An 18,824-nucleotide genomic window follows, 5' to 3' on the forward strand; every position below is an offset into this window, starting at 1 on the left:
GGTCTCTTTCTGCAGAGTCAGGAGAGTTCGGTGCGCCAGCCGCGCTTGGCGGTCCAGCCGAGCAGCCGCTCGGCCTTGGCGGAGGAGAAGGCGGGGGCGGTACCGGTCAGATGGGCGGCGAACGTCTTCGTCTCCGGCATGACGGCCGGCAGCAGTTCGGCCAGCGGCTCGCGCGCCAGGGCGTCGCCGGCGCCGGCGAAGAAGACCTCGCCGTTCGTCTCCAGCAGGGGGAGCCTGGTGAGCAGTGTGTCGACGAAGTCGCCGGCGTCGCGGGCGTCGAGGTAGTTGAACAGGGAGGCTCCGCCTATCTCGGGCCGGTTCAGCCGCTCGGTGATCGTGTGCCCGGACTGGGTGGGCGCGCCCTCCCACTCCTCGGGCGCGACGACGAAGCAGGGGCGGAACGCGGCCATCCGGGTGGTCTCGGTGGTGCGGGCGAAGGTCCGCATGGTCTGCTCGGCCACGACCTTCGACAGGTTGTAGGCGTTCCAGGGCTCCGTCGGGTGGTCCTCGTCGAGCGGCAGGTAGGCGGGGGTCCATCCGCCCGGCGCGCCGTATCCGATCACCGTGGGGCTGCTGGCCACGACGAGCTTCTCCACCCCGAGGGCGACCGAGGCCGTGCAGACGTTGAAGGCGAGCTGGGTGTTGACGCGGAACGTGGTGGGCTCGGAGCGGCTGAACGGCACCGCGATGGCCGCCAGGTGGACCACCGCCTGCGGCCGGAACCGCGTGATCACCGAGTGGGCCTCCCCCAGATCGGTGAGATCCGCGGGAAGGGCCGAGGCGGCCTCTCGCGGGGTGCCCGGCGCGCTGTCCACGCCGATCACCTCATGTCCGGCCGCCGCGAGCGAGGTGACCACGCTGCGGCCGAGCCGGCCCGCGCTACCGGTGACGAGCACTCTGCTCACCGTGTGGACTCCTTCTGAAGACTGCAATCAGTTGCAGTAAACAATCGCGTCAGGCGAGACAATACGTCAAGTGAGCGGGGTCAATCACCCGCAACCGGTCTCAGGATGGTTAGTTGATCTGCAAACGATTGCGTTAGGGTGTGCGGCATGTCAGTGACCATTCGGGACGTCGCCCACGCCTCAGGTGTTCACGTGTCGACGGTCTCCCGAACCTTCTCGGCACCTCATCTGGTGAACGCCGAGACCCGAACCCGGGTGCTCGCGGCGGCCGAGAAGCTCGACTATCGGCCCAACCGGGCGGCCCGCTCCCTCAAGACGGGCCGCACCAACAACATCGGGCTGATCGTGGCCGATCTGGCCAATCCGTTCTTCCCTCCGCTGATCAAGGCCGCGCAGGCCGCCGCCCGCCGCCAGGACTACCACCTGTTCGTGGCCGACACCGGCGAGGACCCCACCGAGGAGGAGAACCTCGTACTGGCCTTCTCCAAGCAGGTCGACGGCATCGTGCTGTGCAGCCCGCGACTGTCGAACAAGGCTCTGGAGAAGCTCTCGGAACGCGTCTCGTTCGTGCTGGTCAACCGGCGTATCCGCGGGCTGACCACGGTCGTGATGGACGTCGCCCACGGCGCCCGCGTCGCGATGGATCATCTCGTGCGACTCGGTCACCGGCGCGTCGCCCTGGTGACGGGTCCCGCCGGATCGTGGACCAGCGGCGAGATCCGCAAGGCCGTCGCGGAGATCCCCGATCTCGACACGGTCGTCATCGGCCCCAACTCCCCCACCGAGGAGGGCGGCATCGCCGCCGCGGCCAAGGTGGCCGAGGCCGGGGTGACCGGCGTGCTCGCCTACAACGACCTCGTCGCCATCGGCCTCATCGGAGGACTGGAGGTCCTCGGCGTCGACGTGCCGGGCGACGTCAGCGTGATCGGCTTCGACGACAGCATCACCGGGCGGCTGCACCGCCCCAAACTCACCACGGTCGCGATGCCCGCGAGCGACGCCGGCCGGATGGCGGTCGACCTCCTCATCCAGTCGATGAGCGCAACCACCGTCCTGGAGACTCACCTGGTGGTCCGCGAGTCCACCGCGCCCCCCAGGGAAACTCCGTGAACCTCCAGGAGGCCGCCCTGCCCACCGGTCGGCCGGGACGGGTGCCGCGCCCGCCCCACCGATCGATCGGCTGAGACGGGCGCCGCCCTCGGCGACCACACCCCCCGGGGAAGGCGCGCCCGCCTGAAGGGGCGACTCCCCCGCCGATGAGGCCCAAGCCGCCACAAGGCACCCGGCCCGGCGCCGCCCTATGCCGGAAACAGGTGCGGCGGGAGCGCCCGCAGGGGCGTTCACCAGGCGTTTTCCGCTCGCCACAACGGGGGCGTGTCTACGCCCGCAACTGCAATCGGTTGTACAAACTCGTCTCAGTGCGAGATTTTTCCATTCAGGCCTCGGCGGCGAATATCCCCTCTGAGCTGCGATAACACTAAAAGCGAGCGTTACGATTCGTGAGCTAGCTCACTGCAAAGGGTTGACGTATTAGTTCGTAACGCTATAGGAAAAGCGCATCCCATTCACCAACTCCCCGAAGGGCCAGTGATGACGCTGAGTCCCGCACCGGCGGGGACGGCCGAGATACCGGTCGCGCCCCGGGAAAAGGCGGGCGCCCCCCGCCCAGGGCGTCTCAAGAGCTCCCGCAGCCGATCGCAGGCGCTGGCCGCCTATCTGTTCCTGGCCCCTTGGTTCATCGGCCTGTTCGCGATCACGCTCGGCCCGATGATCGCCTCGCTCTACCTGTCGTTCACCGACTACAGCCTGCTGAGCGAAGCCCACTGGGTGGGCCTGGACAACTACGAGAAGATGTTCACCCAGGACGACCGGTTCATGGCCTCGCTGCAGGTGACGACCACCTATGTGGTGGTGTCCGTCCCGCTGCAGCTCGCCTTCGCCCTGGCGCTCGCACTCGTGCTGGACAGGGGACTGCGCGGCCTGCCGTTCTACCGCTCGATCTTCTACCTGCCGTCGCTGCTCGGGGGCAGCGTGGCGATCTCGATCCTCTGGCGGAAGATCTTCGGGACCGACGGCATCGTCAACTCGTTCCTCGGCCTGTTCGGCTACGAGGGCCACGGCTGGGTGACCAGCCCCGACACCGCGCTGTGGACGCTGATCATCCTGCACGTCTGGACGTTCGGCGCCCCGATGGTCATCTTCCTGGCCGGGCTCCGCCAGATCCCGCAGAGCCTGTACGAGGCGGCCGCGGTCGACGGCGCCGGCAGGTGGCGGAAGTTCCGCTCGATCACCCTGCCGCTGCTCACCCCGATCATCTTCTTCAACCTGGTGCTGGAGGTGATCAAGTCGTTCCAGTCCTTCACCCAGTCGTTCATCGTGAGCGGCGGCAACGGCGGACCGGTCGACTCGACCCTGTTCTACACGCTCTACCTCTACATCAAGGGCTTCAAGAACTACGAAATGGGTTACGCGGCCGGCATGGCCTGGGTGCTGCTGCTCATCATCGCCGCACTGACCGCCGTCAACTTCCTCATGTCTCGATTCTGGGTTTTCTATGGCGACGACAAGTAAGCGCGTACCGGCCCTCTTCCGGCCCGCCCCGCGCCTGGTCAGGCACCTGCTGCTCATCGCCGCCGGGCTGCTCATGCTCTACCCGCTGCTCTGGATGGTCTCCAGCTCGTTCAAGCCCGAGGAGCTGATCTTCCGGGAGCCGGGGCTGATGCCGACCGCGGTGACGGCCGAGAACTACACCGAGGGCTGGGGCGCGCTCAAGCACTCCTTCGGCTACTACCTGTGGAACTCGGCGGTCCTCACCGCCCTTGCTGTGGTCGGCAACCTGGCCGCCTGCTCGCTCGCGGCCTACGCCTTCGCCCGGCTGGAGTTCCCGCTGAAGAAGATGTGGTTCGCGATCATGCTCGGCTCGATCATGCTTCCGCACCACGTCACGGTCGTCCCGCAGTACATCGTGTTCGCCAAGATCGACTGGATCAACACGATCTGGCCGATCGTCGCGCCGAAGTTCCTCGCGACCGACGCGTTCTTCATCTTCCTGATGGTGCAGTTCATCCGCACCCTTCCCCGGGAACTGGACGAGGCGGCGGCGATCGACGGCGCGGGCCAGTGGCGCACGTTCACCCGGGTGATCATGCCGTTGTGCGTCCCGGCGCTCGCGACCACCGCGATCTTCACCTTCATCTGGACGTGGAACGACTTCTTCACCCAGAACCTCTACCTGACCAACTCCGACAACCTCACCGTTCCCGTCGCGCTCCGGCAGTTCATGGACTCCAGCGGCGAGTCCTCCTGGGGGCCGCTGTTCGCGATGTCGATCATCTCCCTCGGCCCGATCTTCGGATTCTTCCTGGCGGGCCAGAAGTATCTCATCCGCGGTATGGCGACCACCGGTCTCAAATAACCCTCCCCCATCCCCCACCCCCCGGAGGTATCCCGATGAAGCGCATCCTGGCGGCCACCGCCATCACCCTGCTCGCCGTGTCTGCCACCGCCTGCGGCAGCGACGACAGCGGTGATTCCGGCGGGAAGACGAAGGTCGTCTTCTCGTACTGGGGCAGCGACGCCCGTCAGAAGCTGACGGAGTCGGCCATCGCCGCTTTCGAGAAGAAGAACCCGACGATCGATATCGAAGGTGACTTCTCCGACTGGGACAGCTACTACGAGAAACTGGCCACCAAGACCGCGGCCGGCGACGCCCCGGACGTCATGTCCATCGAGATCCGCGGTCTCGCCGAGTACGCGGGCCGCGCCACCCTCACCGACCTCACCGGCAAGCTGAACACCGCCGACCTCGACCAGGAGGTGCTCAAGGCCGGTCAGGTCGACGGCAAGCAGTACGCCATCCCCACCGGCGTCAACACCTTCCCGATGATCGCCAACAGGGCGACGGTGGAGAAGGCGGGCGAGAAGGTCCCCGACGACACGACCTGGACCTGGGACGACTACATCTCGATCTCCCAGAAGGTGACCGAGAAGGGCGACGGCAAGATCTGGGGCACCGAGTGGAACGTGAACCCCGCCTTCCTGCAGCTGTTCGCCGCCCAGCGCGGGGAGCAGTTCTACAAGGACGGCAAGATCGGCATGTCGGAGCAGACCATCAAGGACTGGTGGGCACTCCTGCAGAAGATCGTCTCCACCAAGGCCGGTCCTGACGCGGCCCAGATGCTGGAGACCGGCACCAAGGTCGACCAGGCACTGCTCGCCACGAACGCGAGCGCGTTCGGCAGCTGGTGGAGTAACCAGCTCACCGCGCTGAACAAGGGCTCCGGCCAGGAACTCGACCTGCTGCGGATGCCCAAGGCCGAGGGCGCGACCACCGCCGGCATGTTCCTGCAGCCGGCGATGTACTACACGATCTCGTCGAAGACCGAGCAGGCCGAGGCCGCGCAGAAGTTCGTCGAATTCCTCGTCAACGACCCCGAGGCCGGCGCCATCCTGCTCAGTGACCGCGGCCTGCCGACCAACGCCAAGGTCGTCGACGCCATCAAGGACAAGCTCACCCCGACCGACCAGAAGGTGCTCGCCTTCATCGACTCGATCAAGAGCGAGCTGAGCCCGATCGTGATCCCGCCGAAGGGCGCGATGGAGATGGAGGACATCCTCAAGCGCGCCAGTGACTCGGTGCTGTTCGAGAAGGCCTCCGCGGACGACGCGGTGAAGGCCTTCCTCAACGAGGCCAACGCCGCCATCTCCCAGTAACCGGCCTCCCCTGACGTGTGCCGTACGGCTCGCGCCGAGCCGTACGGCACACCTGTCCCTTTCCCGTCCCCCTGATGGAGTTCCTGATGCGATACGCCTTCGTCGGACTCGGCCACCGAGTGCAGCTGTACATCGACGCGCTGCTCGGCGAGTGGGGCGACACCGGCGAGATCGCCGCCCTCTGCGACGTCAACCGGACCCGGATCGGCTACTACCTCGACCGGATCGGACGCGACGTCCCGTGCTTCGCGCCGCACGAGTTCGGCAAGCTGCTCCAGCTCGCCGACGCCGTCGTGGTCGCCACCGTCGACGCCACCCACGCCCGTTACGTCGTCGCCGCGCTGGAGGCGGGCAAGGACGTCATCGTGGAGAAGCCGCTGTGCACCACCGCCGAGGACTGCGCGGCCATCGTCGAGGCCGCCGAGCGCAGCACCGGCCGGCTCGTCGTCACCTTCAACTACCGCTACTCGCCGCGCAACAGCGCCGTCCGCCGGCTGATCGCCGACGGGGCGATCGGCGACGTCGCCTCCGTACACTTCGAGTGGGTGCTCGACACCATCCACGGAGCCGACTACTTCCGCCGCTGGCACCGTGACAGGTCCAGCTCAGGCGGGCTGCTGGTGCACAAGTCCACCCACCACTTCGACCTGGTCAACTGGTGGCTGGCCGACACCGCCCGCTCCGTCTACGCCCGGTCGGCGCTGCGGTTCTACGGAGCCGCCAACGCCCGCGCCCGCGGCCTGCGCGACCGGCCACAACGCGCTCACGGCGCGCCGGAACTCGGCACCGACCCCTACCTCCTCGACATCTCCGCCGATCCCCGGCTCAAGCGCCTGTACCTGGACGCCGAGCACGAGGACGGCTACATCCGCGACCAGGACGTGTTCGGCGAGGGCGTGAGCATCGACGACAACATGGCCGTCCTCGTCGGCTACTCCCGCGGGGCGACGCTCACCTACTCACTCAACGCCCACGGCCCCTTCGAGGGCTACCGGGTGGCCTTCAACGGCACCGCGGGACGGCTGGAGCTGGAGGTCGTCGAACGCGCCTGGACCCCGCCGCGAGCCGCGATCGACCCTACCGCCGCCGACAAGGCCCACGCCCCCGGCGCCTTCGAGCGGCTCGTCCTGCACCGGCACTGGAGCGAACCGGAGGAGGTCGCCATCCCCTCGGGCGCGGGCGGTCACGGCGGCGGCGACGCCCTCATGCTGAACGACGTCTTCCGCGGCGCGGGTGAGGATCCGCTGGGCCGCCAGGCGGGGCACCTCGCGGGCGTCGCCGGCGTGATGGTCGGGATCTCGGCGAACCTCTCCGCCGCGACCGGCGCCCCCGTCCTCCTCGACGAGGACGGCACCCGGCTCGCGAGCTGACCCGGTAGAACCGGGCGCGCCGTCGAAGCGAGCGGACCGCCCGGGCACGCGGAGTCGTTCACATCGGGTTTGCAGGGCAGAGCCTAGCTTCGCTCCCATCAGTTCCTCCCGAGGGGACCGTCGTCTTTGGGCCACGGGGGAATCGGGAGCGGGAGGGCCGCTAAGGCCCGAGCGTGGAGTGGCCTGACAGGTTCACGCATTCCGCGTCGCCTCTTTCCGGCATTCGATACGGTGGGAACAAAGGTTCGAGCGAGGGGGGTGTGGTGCGCAGGTCGTTCAAGTTCGTGCTGCGCCCCACCGCGTCGACGCCCGCGCGCGGGCCCGCGCCGTCGACCGGCGGCCGACCGACCTGATGGCCCTGGTACGCGGCGTCGTCGAACACGCCGGCGTGCTGGCGGCCGGCAAGGAGATCGGCCTGTCGGTCACCGGCCCGTCCACCGCCGTGTGCCCCGTCGACGAGCCCACCGTGAACCGTGCGATCTCCAACCTCGTCGACAACGCGATCAGATACGCCCCGGCCGGCTCGCGGGTGGAGATCGACGTCGAGGTCGGCGACACCGAGGCGACGCTGATCGTGACCGACCACCCCCGCCGACGAACGGGAACACGTCTTCCAGCGCTTCTGGTGGCCGGCGCGACGTCCCCGGCACCGGTCTCGGCCTGCCGATCGCCAGGCAGATCGCCCTGGCCCACGGCGGCGACCTCACGCTGGATCCTCCCCATCCGGCCGGCGGCTGCGCCTTCCGGCTCACCCTGCGCCATTTTATATGAGCACTGTTATATTAGCGCTGTGACATCTTTGGACCCCACCGCCTCCCCCGGACGATGGGACGCGGTCCACGCCATGTTGGCCGCCCTGGACGCCCAGATCGAAACCGTGTACGTCGAGCGGGGCATCGAGGGAGTGCGCCCCAGGTTCGCCTATCCGCTGATCCGCCTCGCCCACACCGGCCCGCTGACGATCCGTGAACTCGCGGACTCGCTGGGCCGCTCGCACTCGGCGATGAGCCAGACGATCACGGCGATGCGACGCGAAGGGCTGGTCGACTCCGAGCTCGGCACCGACGCCCGCACACGCCGCATCACCCTGACCGGCCGCGGCCGCGCCCTCATCCCCTTCCTCGAGGCCGAGTGGCGCGCGACCGAGGCCGCCGTCGCCGAGCTCGACGACGAGATCCCGCACGCGCTCAGTGCCGTCGTCGCCGAACTGGAGCGCGCCCTGGCGCGGCGGCCCATGCGAGATCGAATCCTCGCCCACCTCCACGAGCCGCCCGCCGCCCCGGCGGAGCCGTCTCCGTGACCTGGCGCGAACGGCTGATCGACGTCCGCCCTCTGCGCACCAGCAGGCCTTTCCGCGACCTGTGGATCGGATCCTCCCTCGCCTCACTCGGTCAGCAGGTCGCCGGGGTCGCCGTCCTCCTGCAGGTCTGGGACCTCACACGCAGCCCGCTCTGGACCGGCGCCATCGGCCTCGCCACAGCCGTACCCCTCCTCGTGCTCGGACTGGTCGGCGGATCGCTCGCCGACGCCGTCGACCGCAGAAACCTGGTCCGCGCCACCACCGCGGGCCAGGTCCTGGTGGCCATGGGCCTCGTGGCGCAGGCCGCCGCGGACAACCGCTCCGTCCCGCTGCTGCTCACCCTGATCGCCGCGCAGTCCGGCTGCGCGGCGCTCGGAGCCCCGGCGAAGCGCACCTTCCCCGTCCGGCTGCTCCCCGCAGACCAGGTCGCCGCCGGACTCGCCCTGCAGAACGTCGCCTTCCAGGCCTCCATGCTCGCCGGGCCGGCCCTCGCCGGCCTCGTGCTCGCCCAGTGGCACTATCCCGCCGCGTACGCGATCCAGGCCCTCGCCGGCGTCGCGTCGCTGATCGCCGTGATGCGGCTGCCCGCGATGGCCGTCTCGCGCGCCGTCGACGAGCGGCCGCCCGTCGACGGCGCGCCCCGGCCGCGCGGTCCGGCCAGGGGAGGCTGGCGGATCATCCTGCGGCGCCCCACCCTGTGGGGCGCCTTCGCCACCGACCTCGCCGCCACCCTCCTCGCCATGCCGATCGCGCTCTTCCCCCTGATCAACGAGATCCGCTTCGAGGGCGACCCCCGCACCCTGGGACTCTTCCTGTCCGCGATCGCGGTCGGCGGGCTCGGCGCGGGCCTGCTGTCCGGAACCGTCACCCGGCTACACCGCGGCGGCCTCGTCCAGCTCGTCGCGGCCACACTCTGGGGCCTCGCCCTGGCCGGCTTCGGCCTGGCAGGGCCGCTCTGGCTCGCCCTCGGCTGCCTCGTGATCGCCGGTGCGGCCGACACCGTCGCCGTGGTCACCCGCAGCGCACTGGTCCAGCTCGAGACGCCCGACCGTTACCGCGGGCGGGTCTCCTCGGTCGAGCACGTCATCGGCGTCGCCGGCCCGGAGGCCGGCAACTTCCGCGGGGGACTCCTCGCCTCCCTCACGTCCGCACCCGTCGCGCTCGTCGCGGGCGGCCTGGCGGCCGCGCTCTGCGTCGTCGCCGTCGGCATGGTCAACCGCCCCCTGCGCGACTACCGCACCCCATCCGGAGGCGAGGAACGCGAAGGACATGAAGCACGTGAAGTGCTGCCACTCCCCGAAGTGGCCCACGATCGCGAGATGTCACCCGGGTGTTGAACCCCACGCGGTTCGCCGCGGACGGCAGACGGCACGGCCCCGCCCCCGCCATGAACGCCGTCCCGAACACCGTCCCGAACACCGTCACGAAGGAGCCTCGCGCGACGCGGTTCGCAGAGGGGCGGGCAGCTCACCGCCGCCGGCAACATGCTCGATCAGTTCGAGGACGGCTCCGGGACCGCCGTTCGCCCGAAGCCACCGGCTCACCCGGCACGCGGCCTTGGCGTACGCGTCCGGGTCGGCTTTCGCCGTGCGCAGCCAGTCATCGAGCGTCTGTGGCGGCGCCTCCCCTTCGGGAACCCGGCACCGGTCGCCGGCCGTGTCGGGCTTCAGGTGGCGCGGGTCGTCGGAGACCACGACGGCCAGCCCCTCGTCGAACCACTGCGGGAGCGGCACCGCACCGGACCCAAGGCGGGCGTGCAACTCGACGTGCGACATCTCGTGTGAGGCGATCACCGGGTTGACACCGCCAGGTGACAGCATGATCGCACGGTTCAGCACGGCGATCCCGCGCTCCCCGCCGCCGCCGATCCTTCGATAACACGAGGCGGTCAGGCAGGCCAGGATGTCGGGAGAGCTCCGGCGCCCACCGTAGAAGTCCGCCACCCGCCGGTCGGCCGCGTCGATCACCTCCGCCACCTGCCGCTCCCTGGCCGTCGGCAGGCCGGACTCCAGATACAGGCCCGGCCTGACCTGTCTCATGCCGTAACAGGTCGGACAGGTCGTGGCCGCGACCGAGGGGAAGGCGAGCGCGATGCCCGCCACCACGGCCACGAACAGCCCGGCGACGACGACCGGCAACCACCGCCACACCCTGCGCCTCCGGCTCATCACGCCCCCCGTGCCGACGTCGCCGACGAGCGCGGCGCTCCACGGCGAATCTGGATGATCATCACATTGTGTCCCTGCGTACGAAGGTCTGCCAGGCTGCGACGACGGAGAGGGTCGCCCAGGTGGCCGACACGAGGAGACCGGCGACCGGGCCGAGCGCGGTGGCGGGGGTGGCGGGCATGCCGATGAGGCTGAGTGCCGCCTCGTGCGGAAGAAGGCTCACCACGTGGGGAAGGGCGCCCTGCAACATCGGTGAGACGAGAACGGGCGTGAGGAGGAGTGTGACGAGCGGGGTGACGACCGTTCTCGTGACGACGGCGAGACCGAACCCGACGAGGCCGAGCAGGAGATAGGCGACCAGGAGCGCGAGGAGGCCGGCGGCGGCGTCATCGACTCCCGTCTCCCCGGCCCGAATCGCCGGGAGGTGCCGCAGGAGGTGTCCCGGCAGGACGGCCGGAATCGACGCGACCAGGCCGAAGGCCGCGCTCGCGGTGAGTTTGGCGGCGAACAGCAGGTCGCGGCCGGGGACGGCGGCGAGGCTGACGCGCAACTGGCCGCCACGGTACTCGCCACCGGCCGCGAAGACCGCGATCGCGACGAACGCGTAGACCGGCGAGAGGGTGAGGGTGCCGAGCTCGGCGATCGGGATCCCACCGTCCTGACCGGCGACGCGGACGGTGTCCGTGGCCGCGACGATCCCGAGCAGGCCGTTGGCGCCGAAGCCGAGGGCGAGGGCGATCCAGCTGGCGGGGAGGGTGGTGATCTTGATCAGCTCAGCGGCCAGGACGTCGCCGAACCGGATGGCCGCCATCGTCCGGGTGCTCATCGCGCGTCCCTCGCGCCGAGCGTGACGCCCGCGGCGACGGCGGTCACGGCGGCCCATCCGGCGAGGACGAGCAGACCGTGCGCCCGGCCGGCCGTGAGGTCGTTGACGCCGGGGTCGAGCATGAAATTCCTCGCCGCGCTGAGCGGGAACAGCGCGTCCACCTCGGGCGCGATCCCGGCCAGGACCTGGGTCATCGTGACCGTGATCAGCACCACGGTGACGACGACGCCGATCAGGGTGTCGCGCACGGTGAGGGTGACGGCGAACGCGGTGAGGCAGAACAGGACCGCGAAGGCGACGAACCGGCCGTGGCCGACGAGCGCCTCCCCGGTGACGAGCAGGCCCGGGTTCCAGTCCCTGACGGCGGCGTAGACGAACGCGGAACTGATGCCCGCGATGAGGATCGCGACGACGGACACGTACAGTGCCGTGGCGAGAAGCTTGGCGACCAGCAGGGGAACCGTCCGCGGCATCGCGAGCACGGTCAGGCCGAGCTGCCGCGAGCGGAACTCCTGTCCCGCGATCACGGAGGCGAGCACGGGCAGGAACAGGCCCATCTGCAGCGACGCCCCGGCGTAAAGGCCGAGGATCGCCTCGGTGGCGGGCTGAGGCTGCCCGGCGAAGATCTCGATGACGCCCTCGGAGGTGATGTTCGCGACGGCGTCGGCGAAGAGTCCGGCGGGCGGGATCTGGACCAGCACGTGCAGGGCGAGGATGACACCGGCGGCGATCCACGCACCGGGCAGGGTGAGGATCTTGCTCAGTTCCGCCCGAGTGGCCGCGGAGATCCCGCTCACCGGCGTGCCCCGGCCCGGTCGCCGGTGAGCGCGAAGAACGCCGCCTCCAGCGAGGCGTGGCCGGCGGTCACCTCGGCGAGCGTCCCCCGGACGACGATGCGGCCGCGATTGATGATCACCACGTCGTCGGCGGTGTCGGCCGTCTCCTTCATGAGATGGCTCGACAGCAGCACGGTACACCCCAGGGCCGCGTGCTCCCTGAGCAGGTCGCGGACCCAGCGGATACCGTCGGGATCCAGCCCGTTCACGGGTTCGTCCAGGACGAGGACCTCCGGCTCGCCGAGCAGCGCCCCCGCGATCCCCAGTCGCTGCCTCATGCCCAGCGAGTGGTTCTTCACCCGGTGTCTCGCGGCGTCCGCCAGGCCGACGAGATCGAGGACCTCCCGCACCCGCTCCCGGGGGATCCGGTTCGACCGGGCGATCCACGACAGGTGGTCGATCGCGCGGCGCTCGGGCACCGGTCCCGCGCCGTCCAGCAGGGCGCCGACCGTGCGCAGCGGGTATCGCAGGTCCCGGTAGCGCCTCCCCCCGATCAGTGCCCGTCCTCCGGTGGCCGCGTCCAGGCCGAGCAGCACGCGCAGCGTGCTGGACTTTCCCGCCCCGTTCGGGCCGAGGAACGCCGTGACACGGCCCGGCCTGGCCGTGAACGTGACGTCGTCGACCGCCTTCCTGTTCCGATAGTGCTTGCTGAGCCCGTTGATCTCGATCACCGCACACCCCGATCCCTCGCGTTGGACGACGTCCTCCAGCCTGCGGCGACGGGGTGCGGGGCCGCGTCCCCCGAAAGGGGACACCTCAGCGGGGCTCGTGCAGCAGTCCCGCCTCGTAGGCGAGCACGGCCAGGCGGGTGCGGTCGTTCACGCCGAGTTTGGCGAACACGCGCTTGAGATACGTGCGCACCGTCTCCGTGCTCAGGAAGAGCTCACCGGCGATCTCCTGGTTGGAGTATCCGCGGGCGACCAGCCGGATCACCTGCACCTCTCTGGCGGAGAGCACCTCCTCCGCGAACGCGTGCCGGCGCCGCGACCGCTCCGGCGCGAACCGGCGCACCAGCCTCGCGGTGACCTCCGGTGCGAGCATGGCATGGCCCGCGTGGACCGTACGGACCGCGTGGAGCACCTCCTGCGGTGAGGCGTTCTTCAGCAGGAACCCCGACGCGCCCAGGGTGAGTGCCTCGTGGACGTACTCGTCGAGATCGAACGTGGTCAACATGATCACCCGGGTGCCCTCCGCCTCGGCGAGGACGCCACGGGCCGCCTCCAGTCCGCCGCCGTCCGGCATCTGCACGTCGAGCAGGGCCACGTCGGGCCGCAGCGCGAGGATCAGCCGCAGCGCCTCCACGCCACCGGCCGCCTCCCCCGCGACGCGGAACCCCTCGGTGCGGTCGAACAGCTTCCGGTACACGCCGCGGAAACGGCCGTCGTCGTCGGCAAGGAACACGCTGACAGGTGTCATCTCCTCCCCCGGTCGCCGTCGTCCGATTCCCGACCGGCTCGATCCTCCCCCAGCGGCAGCCGGGCCTCGACCTCGAATCCCCGCTCCGGCAGGTTCCGCCACGCCACGGTGCCACCGGCCAGCCGCGCCCGCTCCCGCATCCCCAGCAGGCCGAACCCGGACACATCCTCGTCCTTCCCGCCGGGGCCGTCGTCGCGGATCCGCGCGACGAGCGCGTCGCCATCCGGATGGAGTTCCACGGTGCAGGCGGCGCCCGGCGCGTGCCGTATCACGTTGCTCAGCGCCTCCTGAACGATACGGAACGCGACCGCCGCGGCGGCCTCACCGATCTCGCCGCCCTGCCCCGGCGTCGCGATCCGCGCCTCGACACGTACTCCCGCGGCACGCGTGGCCGCGACGAGCGAACGCACGTCCGAGACGCCGGGGACGGGCCCGGCCGTGTCCGTCCGCTCCTCGCCGGACCCCGCCCGAAGCGAGCGGACCAGCGACTGGACGTCCTCCAGCGCCGTCCTCGCGTGATCCTCGATGTCGGCGAGCGCGTCGCGAAGCTCCCGCTCGCTCGCGTCGGGAAGGCTCCGCGTCACCCCGGCCTCGGCGCTGATCAGCCCGAGGGCGTGCCCCACCACGTCGTGCACCTCGCGGGCGACCTCGAGCTGCGTGCGAGCGGCTCGCTCGACCGCCCGGGCGCGTTCGGCCTCCCGGACGGACTCGATCCGCCTGCCGACGGCGACCCCCAGCAACCACGACACGCTCAGTGCCGCGATCGCGATCACCACCCGTCGGCCCGAGCCGCCCAGGCCGTCTTGCGGGACGGCCGTCACGGCCGCCAGGACCGCGACGGCACCGACCGCGACGAGGGCGAGCCCGCGAACCCGCGGCGCGCGGGTGAGCGCCGGCGGGTACAGGCACCAGGCCGTGGCGAGCATCGGATCCTGGCACACCCCCAGCAAGGTCGCGACCACCGTCGCGGCCCCGGCCGCCGCCACCGCGGGCACCGGCCACCGCCAGCGCAGCAGCATCGCCGCCACCGCGACCGTGGCCAGCGCCATCCCGGCTGCCGGGCGCCAGAGGCCGGCCGCGCCGATGACCGGGGGGAGCCAGAACGTCCCGACGACCACGAGCGCGGCCGCCGCGTCCACGAAAGGCCGCGGCGGTCCCGCCGCGGCCGGTACGGCCCTGTCCACGCTGGAACGGTATCCCACCGGCGGGCCCCGTCCCGGACGGCGGACGCGCGCCCGCTCTTCCCGCACGCGGGCGACCGAGAGGCCGGCGGGTGAGTCCTCGAAGGACGGATCCTGTCGAAGACCCCAAGCCGGTCACTCGGTGGGTCAGCCCCCGGCGGAAGGTGCTCACCTACATCGTCTCTGTCAGTCGGTGCCGAACTCCATCGCGGCGCGGTCGAGCATCTCGTCGTCGTCGGAGACCTCGCCGCGCGAGGCGATGGCCTCCGCGCCACCGCGTGGCATCGCGCCGATCAGCCCGGTCGAGGCCGCCTGGGCTGCGCCGATGAGCGCGGGGTGGGTGGTGCCGACCATGCCGAGGCCGGCGTACTGCTCCAGCTTGGCGCGCGAGTCGGCGATGTCGAGGTTGCGCATGGTGAGCTGGCCGATCCGGTCCACCGGGCCGAACGCCGAGTCCTCGGTGCGCTCCATCGACAGCTTGTCCGGGTGGTAGCTGAAGGCCGGTCCCGAGGTGTCCAGGATCGAGTAGTCCTCACCGCGGCGCAGCCGCAGCGTCACCTCGCCGGTGATCGCCGTGCCGACCCAGCGCTGCAGCGACTCTCGCAGCATCAGCGCCTGCGGGTCGAGCCAGCGGCCCTCGTACATCAGCCGGCCGAGCCGCCGTCCCTCGTTGTGGTAGCTCGCCAGGGTGTCCTCGTTGTGGATCGCGTTGACCAGCCGCTCGTACGCCGCGTGCAGCAGTGCCATCCCCGGCGCCTCGTAGATGCCCCGGCTCTTGGCCTCGATCACCCGGTTCTCGATCTGGTCGGACATGCCCATGCCGTGCCGCCCGCCGATCGTGTTCGCCTCCATCACCAGGTCGACGGGGGTGGCGAACTCCTTGCCGTTGATCGTCACCGGGCGGCCCTGTTCGAAGCCGATGGTCACGACCTCGGTGGCGATCTCGACCTCGGGATCCCAGAATCGCACGCCCATGATCGGGTTCACGGTCTCGATGCCGGTGTCGAGGTGCTCCAGGGTCTTGGCCTCGTGGGTGGCGCCCCAGATGTTGGCGTCGGTCGAGTATGCCTTCTCGGTGCTGTCACGGTAGGGCAGGCCGTGGGCGAGCAGCCACTCCGACATCTCCCTGCGGCCGCCGAGCTCGGAGACGAAGTCGGCGTCCAGCCAGGGCTTGTAGATGCGCAGGTGGGGGTTCGCGAGCAGGCCGTAGCGGTAGAACCGCTCGATGTCGTTGCCCTTGAACGTCGAGCCGTCGCCCCAGATCTGCACGTCGTCGTCGATCATCGCCCGGACCAGCAGGGTCCCGGTGACGGCGCGACCGAGCGGCGTGGTGTTGAAGTAGGGACGTCCGGCCGAGCGGATGTGGAACGCGCCGCAGGTGAGCGCGGCCAGGCCCTCCTCGACCAGCGCCGCGCGGCAGTCGACCAGGCGTGCGATCTCGGCGCCGTACGCCAGCGCACGGCCGGGCACCGAGGCGATGTCGGGCTCGTCGTACTGGCCGATGTCGGCGGTGTAGGTGCACGGAACGGCACCCTTGTCGCGCATCCACGCGACGGCGACCGAGGTGTCGAGGCCGCCGGAGAAGGCGATGCCGACGCGCTCGCCCGCGGGCAAGGAGGTGAGAACCTTGGACATGAGACAAGAGTATGCATCACGACGCATGACTATGCAAAATTCCAGCTCTTCATCTCCCGGAGCAGCCCGACTTCTTGCTGAACCTATCGAAAATCGATACATTTACATCGTTGCTCGATAGAGGGAGAGACGATGGGAAGATTAACGGTGCTCGCGCTTCGCGCCGTGCTCGTGGTGTTGCTCGCCGGATCGGTGTTCGTCCAGGCGGTGATGGTGCCGTTGTTCGCCGTCGACCTGGAGGCGCTCGACGCGGACGTCGCGTACCTGCGCGCCCCGCTCCTCGTGATCGTCTTCCTGGGCGTGGTGACGATCCAGGTCGTCCTGGTCTGTGTGTGGCGGCTGGTGACGATGGTGCGACGCGGAACCGTGTTCTCCCACGCCGCCTTCCGGTACGTTCACACCGTGATCGGCGCGATCACGGCGGCCGCCCTCCTGGTGTTCGCGCTCGCGGTCCTCCTGGCGCCGGGCGACCCGGTCCCCCCGGGCATGGTCCTGCTGATCTGCGGGGCCGCCACGGCGGTCCTGGGGGTGGCGCTCGTCGTGCTCGTGCTGCGGATGCTGCTCGCCCAGGCCGTCGCACGCGACGTGGAGGCGGCGCGGATGCGGGCAGAGCTGGAGGAGGTGATCTGATGCCGATCACCGTCGACATCGACGTCATGCTGGCCAGGCGGAAGATGTCCGTGGGCGAGCTCGCGGACCGCGTCGGGATCACGCCCGCCAACCTGGCGGTGCTCAAGAACGGCCGCGCCAAGGCGGTGCGCTTCACGACGCTCGCCGCGCTCTGCGAGGTGCTGGAGTGCCAGCCGGGAGACCTGCTGCGCTGGCAGGCCGAGGACGCCGCGGACGGATGACGCCGGCACTCGGCGCCAGGATCCGGCGGACCGTGTCAGCGGCCGGACACCCCACGTTCTCCTGCGCCGATCACCGGGACCTCCGCGTCTCGCGGAAGCTCTCGGCGAGCAGCCTCAGACCAGGTTCGACTCTCTCCGTGGGGATCGAACCGTACCCGAGCAGCAGTCCCGCCCGCGCGGAGGTCTCGCCGTAGTAGGGGGCGAGGTCCTGCAGCGCGATACCCGCCTTTCGCGCGTACGCCCTCACAGGGGCCGTGTCGGCCCCTGCGGCCGGGGTCAGATAGGCGCAGAGGTGGAGGCCGGCGGCGGAGGGAACCGGCTCCAGCCAGTCGCGAAGGTCACGCCGCAGGACAGTGACGATTCGCTCGCGGCGGGCCGCGTACTCGCGCGTCGCCTTGCGGACGTGCCGCCCGAGCAGGCCCTCGCCGATGAAAGCGGCCAGCGCCGCCTGGCTGGGAAGGTCTCCGCACCAGTCGGTGAGCCGCTTGGCGGCGCGCAGGGCGGGCTGGAGCGAGGCGGGGGCGACCAGGAAGCCCAGTCTCAGCATCGGCAGCATCGTCTTGGAGAAGGAGCCGACGTAGACGACGTGACCGCCGCGGTCGAGGCTTTGGAGCGGTTCGAGCGGACGGTCCTCGAAACGGAACTCGCTGTCGTAGTCGTCCTCGATCACCACGGCCCCGCGCCGCCCGGCCCATTCGAGCAGCGCGGCGCGGCGGCCGAGGGACATCGGCATCCCCAGCGGGAACTGATGGGACGGCGTGACGTAGACGAGGCGGGCTGAGTCGGGAAGGGCCGCCACGTCCAGTCCCTCCCCGTCGACGGGGACGCCGACGACCCGCGCGCCCAGCGACTCGAACAGCAGCCTGGCCGGAGGGTAGCCGGGCTCCTCGACGGCCACGCGGCAGCCGGGCTCGATCATGACGCGGCCGATCAGGTCGAGTGCCTGCTGGGCTCCCTGCGTGACGAGAACGTCGTCGGCGCTCGCCCGCACCGAGCGGGAGACGCCGACGTGGCGGGCGAGCGCCTCTCGCAGTCCCGCGTGTCCTGAGGGATCGCCGTAACCGGCGGAGCGCGCCAGCGCCGGGCGCAACTCGCGGGTGACAAGCCTGCGCCACGTTTCGAGCGGGAACAGCTGCGCGTCGGGAACGCCCACCCCGAAGTCGTAGACCGGCTCCCCTTCCGGTTCGGCCGGCGGTGCGGTCTCAAGGCGCCAGTGGCGGCGGGGACGTACGCCGCCCGCGGGAGCGTTCCTCGAGCGGACTCCGGCGAGGGGCCCGGTGAGGGGCCCGGTGAGGGGCTCGGTGCACACGAAGGTGCCCGCCCCGACCTGGCCGACGAGAATCCCCTCGGCGGCCAGCCGCTCGTAGGCGACGGCCACGGTGTTGCGCGACACGTCGAGCCGCCGCGCCAGCTCCCGGGTCGCGGGCAGGCGCTCCCCCGGGCGCAGGCGACCGTCGAGGACGGCGTCCAGGAGCTGCCGGTAGATGCGGGCGGACAGGTCGCCGCGCCCGGTGAGGCTCACGTGGAAGTCCATCTCGCCCTCTCGTATTGGCCCAATGAGTTGCCCTCATATTGGATCTTATGCGGGGTCAATCGGCTCCATATGGTTGCCCCTGGGCCGGC

18 protein-coding genes are annotated in these 18,824 nt (G+C 70.3%); 9 read left to right on the forward strand and 9 right to left on the reverse strand.

Annotated features, from left to right (window positions below; genetic code table 11):
* Window positions 1–17: 17 nt before the first annotated feature.
* Window positions 18–905, reverse strand: a complete 888-nt coding sequence (locus tag ACIBH4_RS33545; RefSeq protein WP_362511075.1) for an NAD(P)-dependent oxidoreductase — start codon at window positions 903–905, stop codon at window positions 18–20.
* A 147-nt stretch (window positions 906–1,052) separates the two neighbouring features.
* On the opposite strand from ACIBH4_RS33545, the gene ACIBH4_RS33550 reads away from it, so the two are divergent.
* The 7 genes from ACIBH4_RS33550 to ACIBH4_RS33580 all read left to right on the forward strand — a co-directional run bounded on the left by ACIBH4_RS33550 (window position 1,053) and on the right by ACIBH4_RS33580 (window position 9,625).
* On the forward strand, window positions 1,053–2,015 hold the full coding sequence (locus ACIBH4_RS33550) for a LacI family DNA-binding transcriptional regulator (RefSeq protein ID WP_362511078.1): 963 nt from the start codon (window positions 1,053–1,055) through the stop codon (window positions 2,013–2,015).
* Window positions 2,016–2,495: 480 nt separating this feature from the next.
* Window positions 2,496–3,476 carry a sugar ABC transporter permease gene (locus ACIBH4_RS33555; RefSeq protein ID WP_362511081.1) on the forward strand — a complete coding sequence of 327 codons (981 nt, stop codon included), beginning with the start codon at window positions 2,496–2,498 and terminating at the stop codon, window positions 3,474–3,476.
* Window positions 3,460–4,320, forward strand: a complete 861-nt coding sequence (locus tag ACIBH4_RS33560) for a carbohydrate ABC transporter permease (protein WP_362511083.1) — start codon at window positions 3,460–3,462, stop codon at window positions 4,318–4,320. Before ACIBH4_RS33555 ends, ACIBH4_RS33560 begins: the two co-directional genes overlap by 17 nt.
* A gap of 35 nt (window positions 4,321–4,355) precedes the next feature.
* On the forward strand, window positions 4,356–5,618 hold the full coding sequence (locus ACIBH4_RS33565) for an extracellular solute-binding protein (RefSeq protein ID WP_362511086.1): 1,263 nt from the start codon (window positions 4,356–4,358) through the stop codon (window positions 5,616–5,618).
* Window positions 5,619–5,692: 74 nt separating this feature from the next.
* Entirely contained in the window at window positions 5,693–6,988 is a 1,296-nt protein-coding gene (locus ACIBH4_RS33570; RefSeq protein WP_362765338.1) for a Gfo/Idh/MocA family oxidoreductase, read from the forward strand.
* A 352-nt stretch (window positions 6,989–7,340) separates the two neighbouring features.
* On the forward strand, window positions 7,341–8,288 hold the full coding sequence (locus ACIBH4_RS33575) for a MarR family transcriptional regulator (RefSeq protein WP_362765341.1): 948 nt from the start codon (window positions 7,341–7,343) through the stop codon (window positions 8,286–8,288).
* Window positions 8,285–9,625: an MFS transporter gene (locus tag ACIBH4_RS33580; RefSeq protein ID WP_362765344.1), complete on the forward strand. Its 1,341-nt coding sequence runs from the start codon at window positions 8,285–8,287 to the stop codon at window positions 9,623–9,625. Before ACIBH4_RS33575 ends, ACIBH4_RS33580 begins: the two co-directional genes overlap by 4 nt.
* A gap of 84 nt (window positions 9,626–9,709) precedes the next feature.
* On the opposite strand, the gene ACIBH4_RS33585 is transcribed toward ACIBH4_RS33580, so the two are convergent.
* The 7 genes from ACIBH4_RS33585 to argG form a co-directional block, all read right to left on the reverse strand.
* A complete protein-coding gene (locus ACIBH4_RS33585) occupies window positions 9,710–10,456 on the reverse strand; it encodes a hypothetical protein (RefSeq protein WP_362765347.1) in 747 nt (248 codons plus the stop codon).
* A gap of 61 nt (window positions 10,457–10,517) precedes the next feature.
* Window positions 10,518–11,282 carry an ABC transporter gene (locus ACIBH4_RS33590; RefSeq protein WP_362765350.1) on the reverse strand — a complete coding sequence of 255 codons (765 nt, stop codon included), beginning with the start codon at window positions 11,280–11,282 and terminating at the stop codon, window positions 10,518–10,520.
* Window positions 11,279–12,079 (reverse strand): ABC transporter permease, encoded by an 801-nt coding sequence (locus ACIBH4_RS33595; RefSeq protein ID WP_362765353.1) that lies wholly within the window; start codon window positions 12,077–12,079, stop codon window positions 11,279–11,281. Before ACIBH4_RS33595 ends, ACIBH4_RS33590 begins: the two co-directional genes overlap by 4 nt.
* A complete protein-coding gene (locus ACIBH4_RS33600; RefSeq protein ID WP_362765356.1) occupies window positions 12,076–12,789 on the reverse strand; it encodes an ATP-binding cassette domain-containing protein in 714 nt (237 codons plus the stop codon). Before ACIBH4_RS33600 ends, ACIBH4_RS33595 begins: the two co-directional genes overlap by 4 nt.
* Before the next feature lie 85 nt (window positions 12,790–12,874).
* Window positions 12,875–13,534: a response regulator transcription factor gene (locus tag ACIBH4_RS33605; protein ID WP_362765359.1), complete on the reverse strand. Its 660-nt coding sequence runs from the start codon at window positions 13,532–13,534 to the stop codon at window positions 12,875–12,877.
* Window positions 13,531–14,718, reverse strand: coding sequence for a sensor histidine kinase (locus ACIBH4_RS33610; RefSeq protein WP_362765362.1), 1,188 nt, complete (start codon window positions 14,716–14,718; stop codon window positions 13,531–13,533). The genes ACIBH4_RS33605 and ACIBH4_RS33610 overlap by 4 nt, the downstream gene beginning before the upstream one ends.
* Window positions 14,719–14,901: 183 nt before the next feature.
* Window positions 14,902–16,350, reverse strand: coding sequence for an argininosuccinate synthase (gene argG, locus ACIBH4_RS33615; protein ID WP_362511117.1), 1,449 nt, complete (start codon window positions 16,348–16,350; stop codon window positions 14,902–14,904).
* Between the two features lie 132 nt (window positions 16,351–16,482).
* Here argG and ACIBH4_RS33620 point away from each other — a divergent pair, with 132 nt between their 5' ends.
* Entirely contained in the window at window positions 16,483–16,980 is a 498-nt protein-coding gene (locus tag ACIBH4_RS33620) for a DUF2975 domain-containing protein (protein WP_362511120.1), read from the forward strand.
* Complete coding sequence (locus tag ACIBH4_RS33625; RefSeq protein ID WP_362511123.1) at window positions 16,980–17,201, forward strand: helix-turn-helix transcriptional regulator; 222 nt, start codon at window positions 16,980–16,982, stop codon at window positions 17,199–17,201. Before ACIBH4_RS33620 ends, ACIBH4_RS33625 begins: the two co-directional genes overlap by 1 nt.
* Window positions 17,202–17,271: 70 nt before the next feature.
* On the opposite strand, the gene ACIBH4_RS33630 is transcribed toward ACIBH4_RS33625, so the two are convergent.
* Window positions 17,272–18,735 carry a PLP-dependent aminotransferase family protein gene (locus ACIBH4_RS33630; protein WP_362765365.1) on the reverse strand — a complete coding sequence of 488 codons (1,464 nt, stop codon included), beginning with the start codon at window positions 18,733–18,735 and terminating at the stop codon, window positions 17,272–17,274.
* Between the last annotated feature and the right edge of the window lie 89 nt (window positions 18,736–18,824).

Origin of the sequence: Streptosporangium sp. NPDC050284, assembly GCF_044459525.1 — a bacterium.
Taxonomy (GTDB): Bacteria; Actinomycetota; Actinomycetes; order Streptosporangiales; family Streptosporangiaceae; genus Streptosporangium.

Bases quoted from the DNA above. Each gene is read 5' to 3' on its own strand.
- ACIBH4_RS33590 (WP_362765350.1), bottom strand. From the start codon at position 11,282: ATGAGCACCCGGACGATGGCGGCCATCCGGTTCGGCGACGTCCTGGCC.
- argG (WP_362511117.1), bottom strand. From the start codon at position 16,350: ATGTCCAAGGTTCTCACCTCCTTGCCCGCGGGCGAGCGCGTCGGCATC.
- ACIBH4_RS33630 (WP_362765365.1), bottom strand. From the start codon at position 18,735: ATGGACTTCCACGTGAGCCTCACCGGGCGCGGCGACCTGTCCGCCCGC.
- ACIBH4_RS33550 (WP_362511078.1), top strand. From the start codon at position 1,053: ATGTCAGTGACCATTCGGGACGTCGCCCACGCCTCAGGTGTTCACGTG.
- ACIBH4_RS33585 (WP_362765347.1), bottom strand. From the start codon at position 10,456: ATGAGCCGGAGGCGCAGGGTGTGGCGGTGGTTGCCGGTCGTCGTCGCC.
- ACIBH4_RS33560 (WP_362511083.1), top strand. From the start codon at position 3,460: ATGGCGACGACAAGTAAGCGCGTACCGGCCCTCTTCCGGCCCGCCCCG.
- ACIBH4_RS33605 (WP_362765359.1), bottom strand. From the start codon at position 13,534: ATGACACCTGTCAGCGTGTTCCTTGCCGACGACGACGGCCGTTTCCGC.
- ACIBH4_RS33555 (WP_362511081.1), top strand. From the start codon at position 2,496: ATGACGCTGAGTCCCGCACCGGCGGGGACGGCCGAGATACCGGTCGCG.
- ACIBH4_RS33570 (WP_362765338.1), top strand. From the start codon at position 5,693: ATGGAGTTCCTGATGCGATACGCCTTCGTCGGACTCGGCCACCGAGTG.
- ACIBH4_RS33625 (WP_362511123.1), top strand. From the start codon at position 16,980: ATGCCGATCACCGTCGACATCGACGTCATGCTGGCCAGGCGGAAGATG.
- ACIBH4_RS33565 (WP_362511086.1), top strand. From the start codon at position 4,356: ATGAAGCGCATCCTGGCGGCCACCGCCATCACCCTGCTCGCCGTGTCT.
- ACIBH4_RS33575 (WP_362765341.1), top strand. From the start codon at position 7,341: ATGGCCCTGGTACGCGGCGTCGTCGAACACGCCGGCGTGCTGGCGGCC.
- ACIBH4_RS33620 (WP_362511120.1), top strand. From the start codon at position 16,483: ATGGGAAGATTAACGGTGCTCGCGCTTCGCGCCGTGCTCGTGGTGTTG.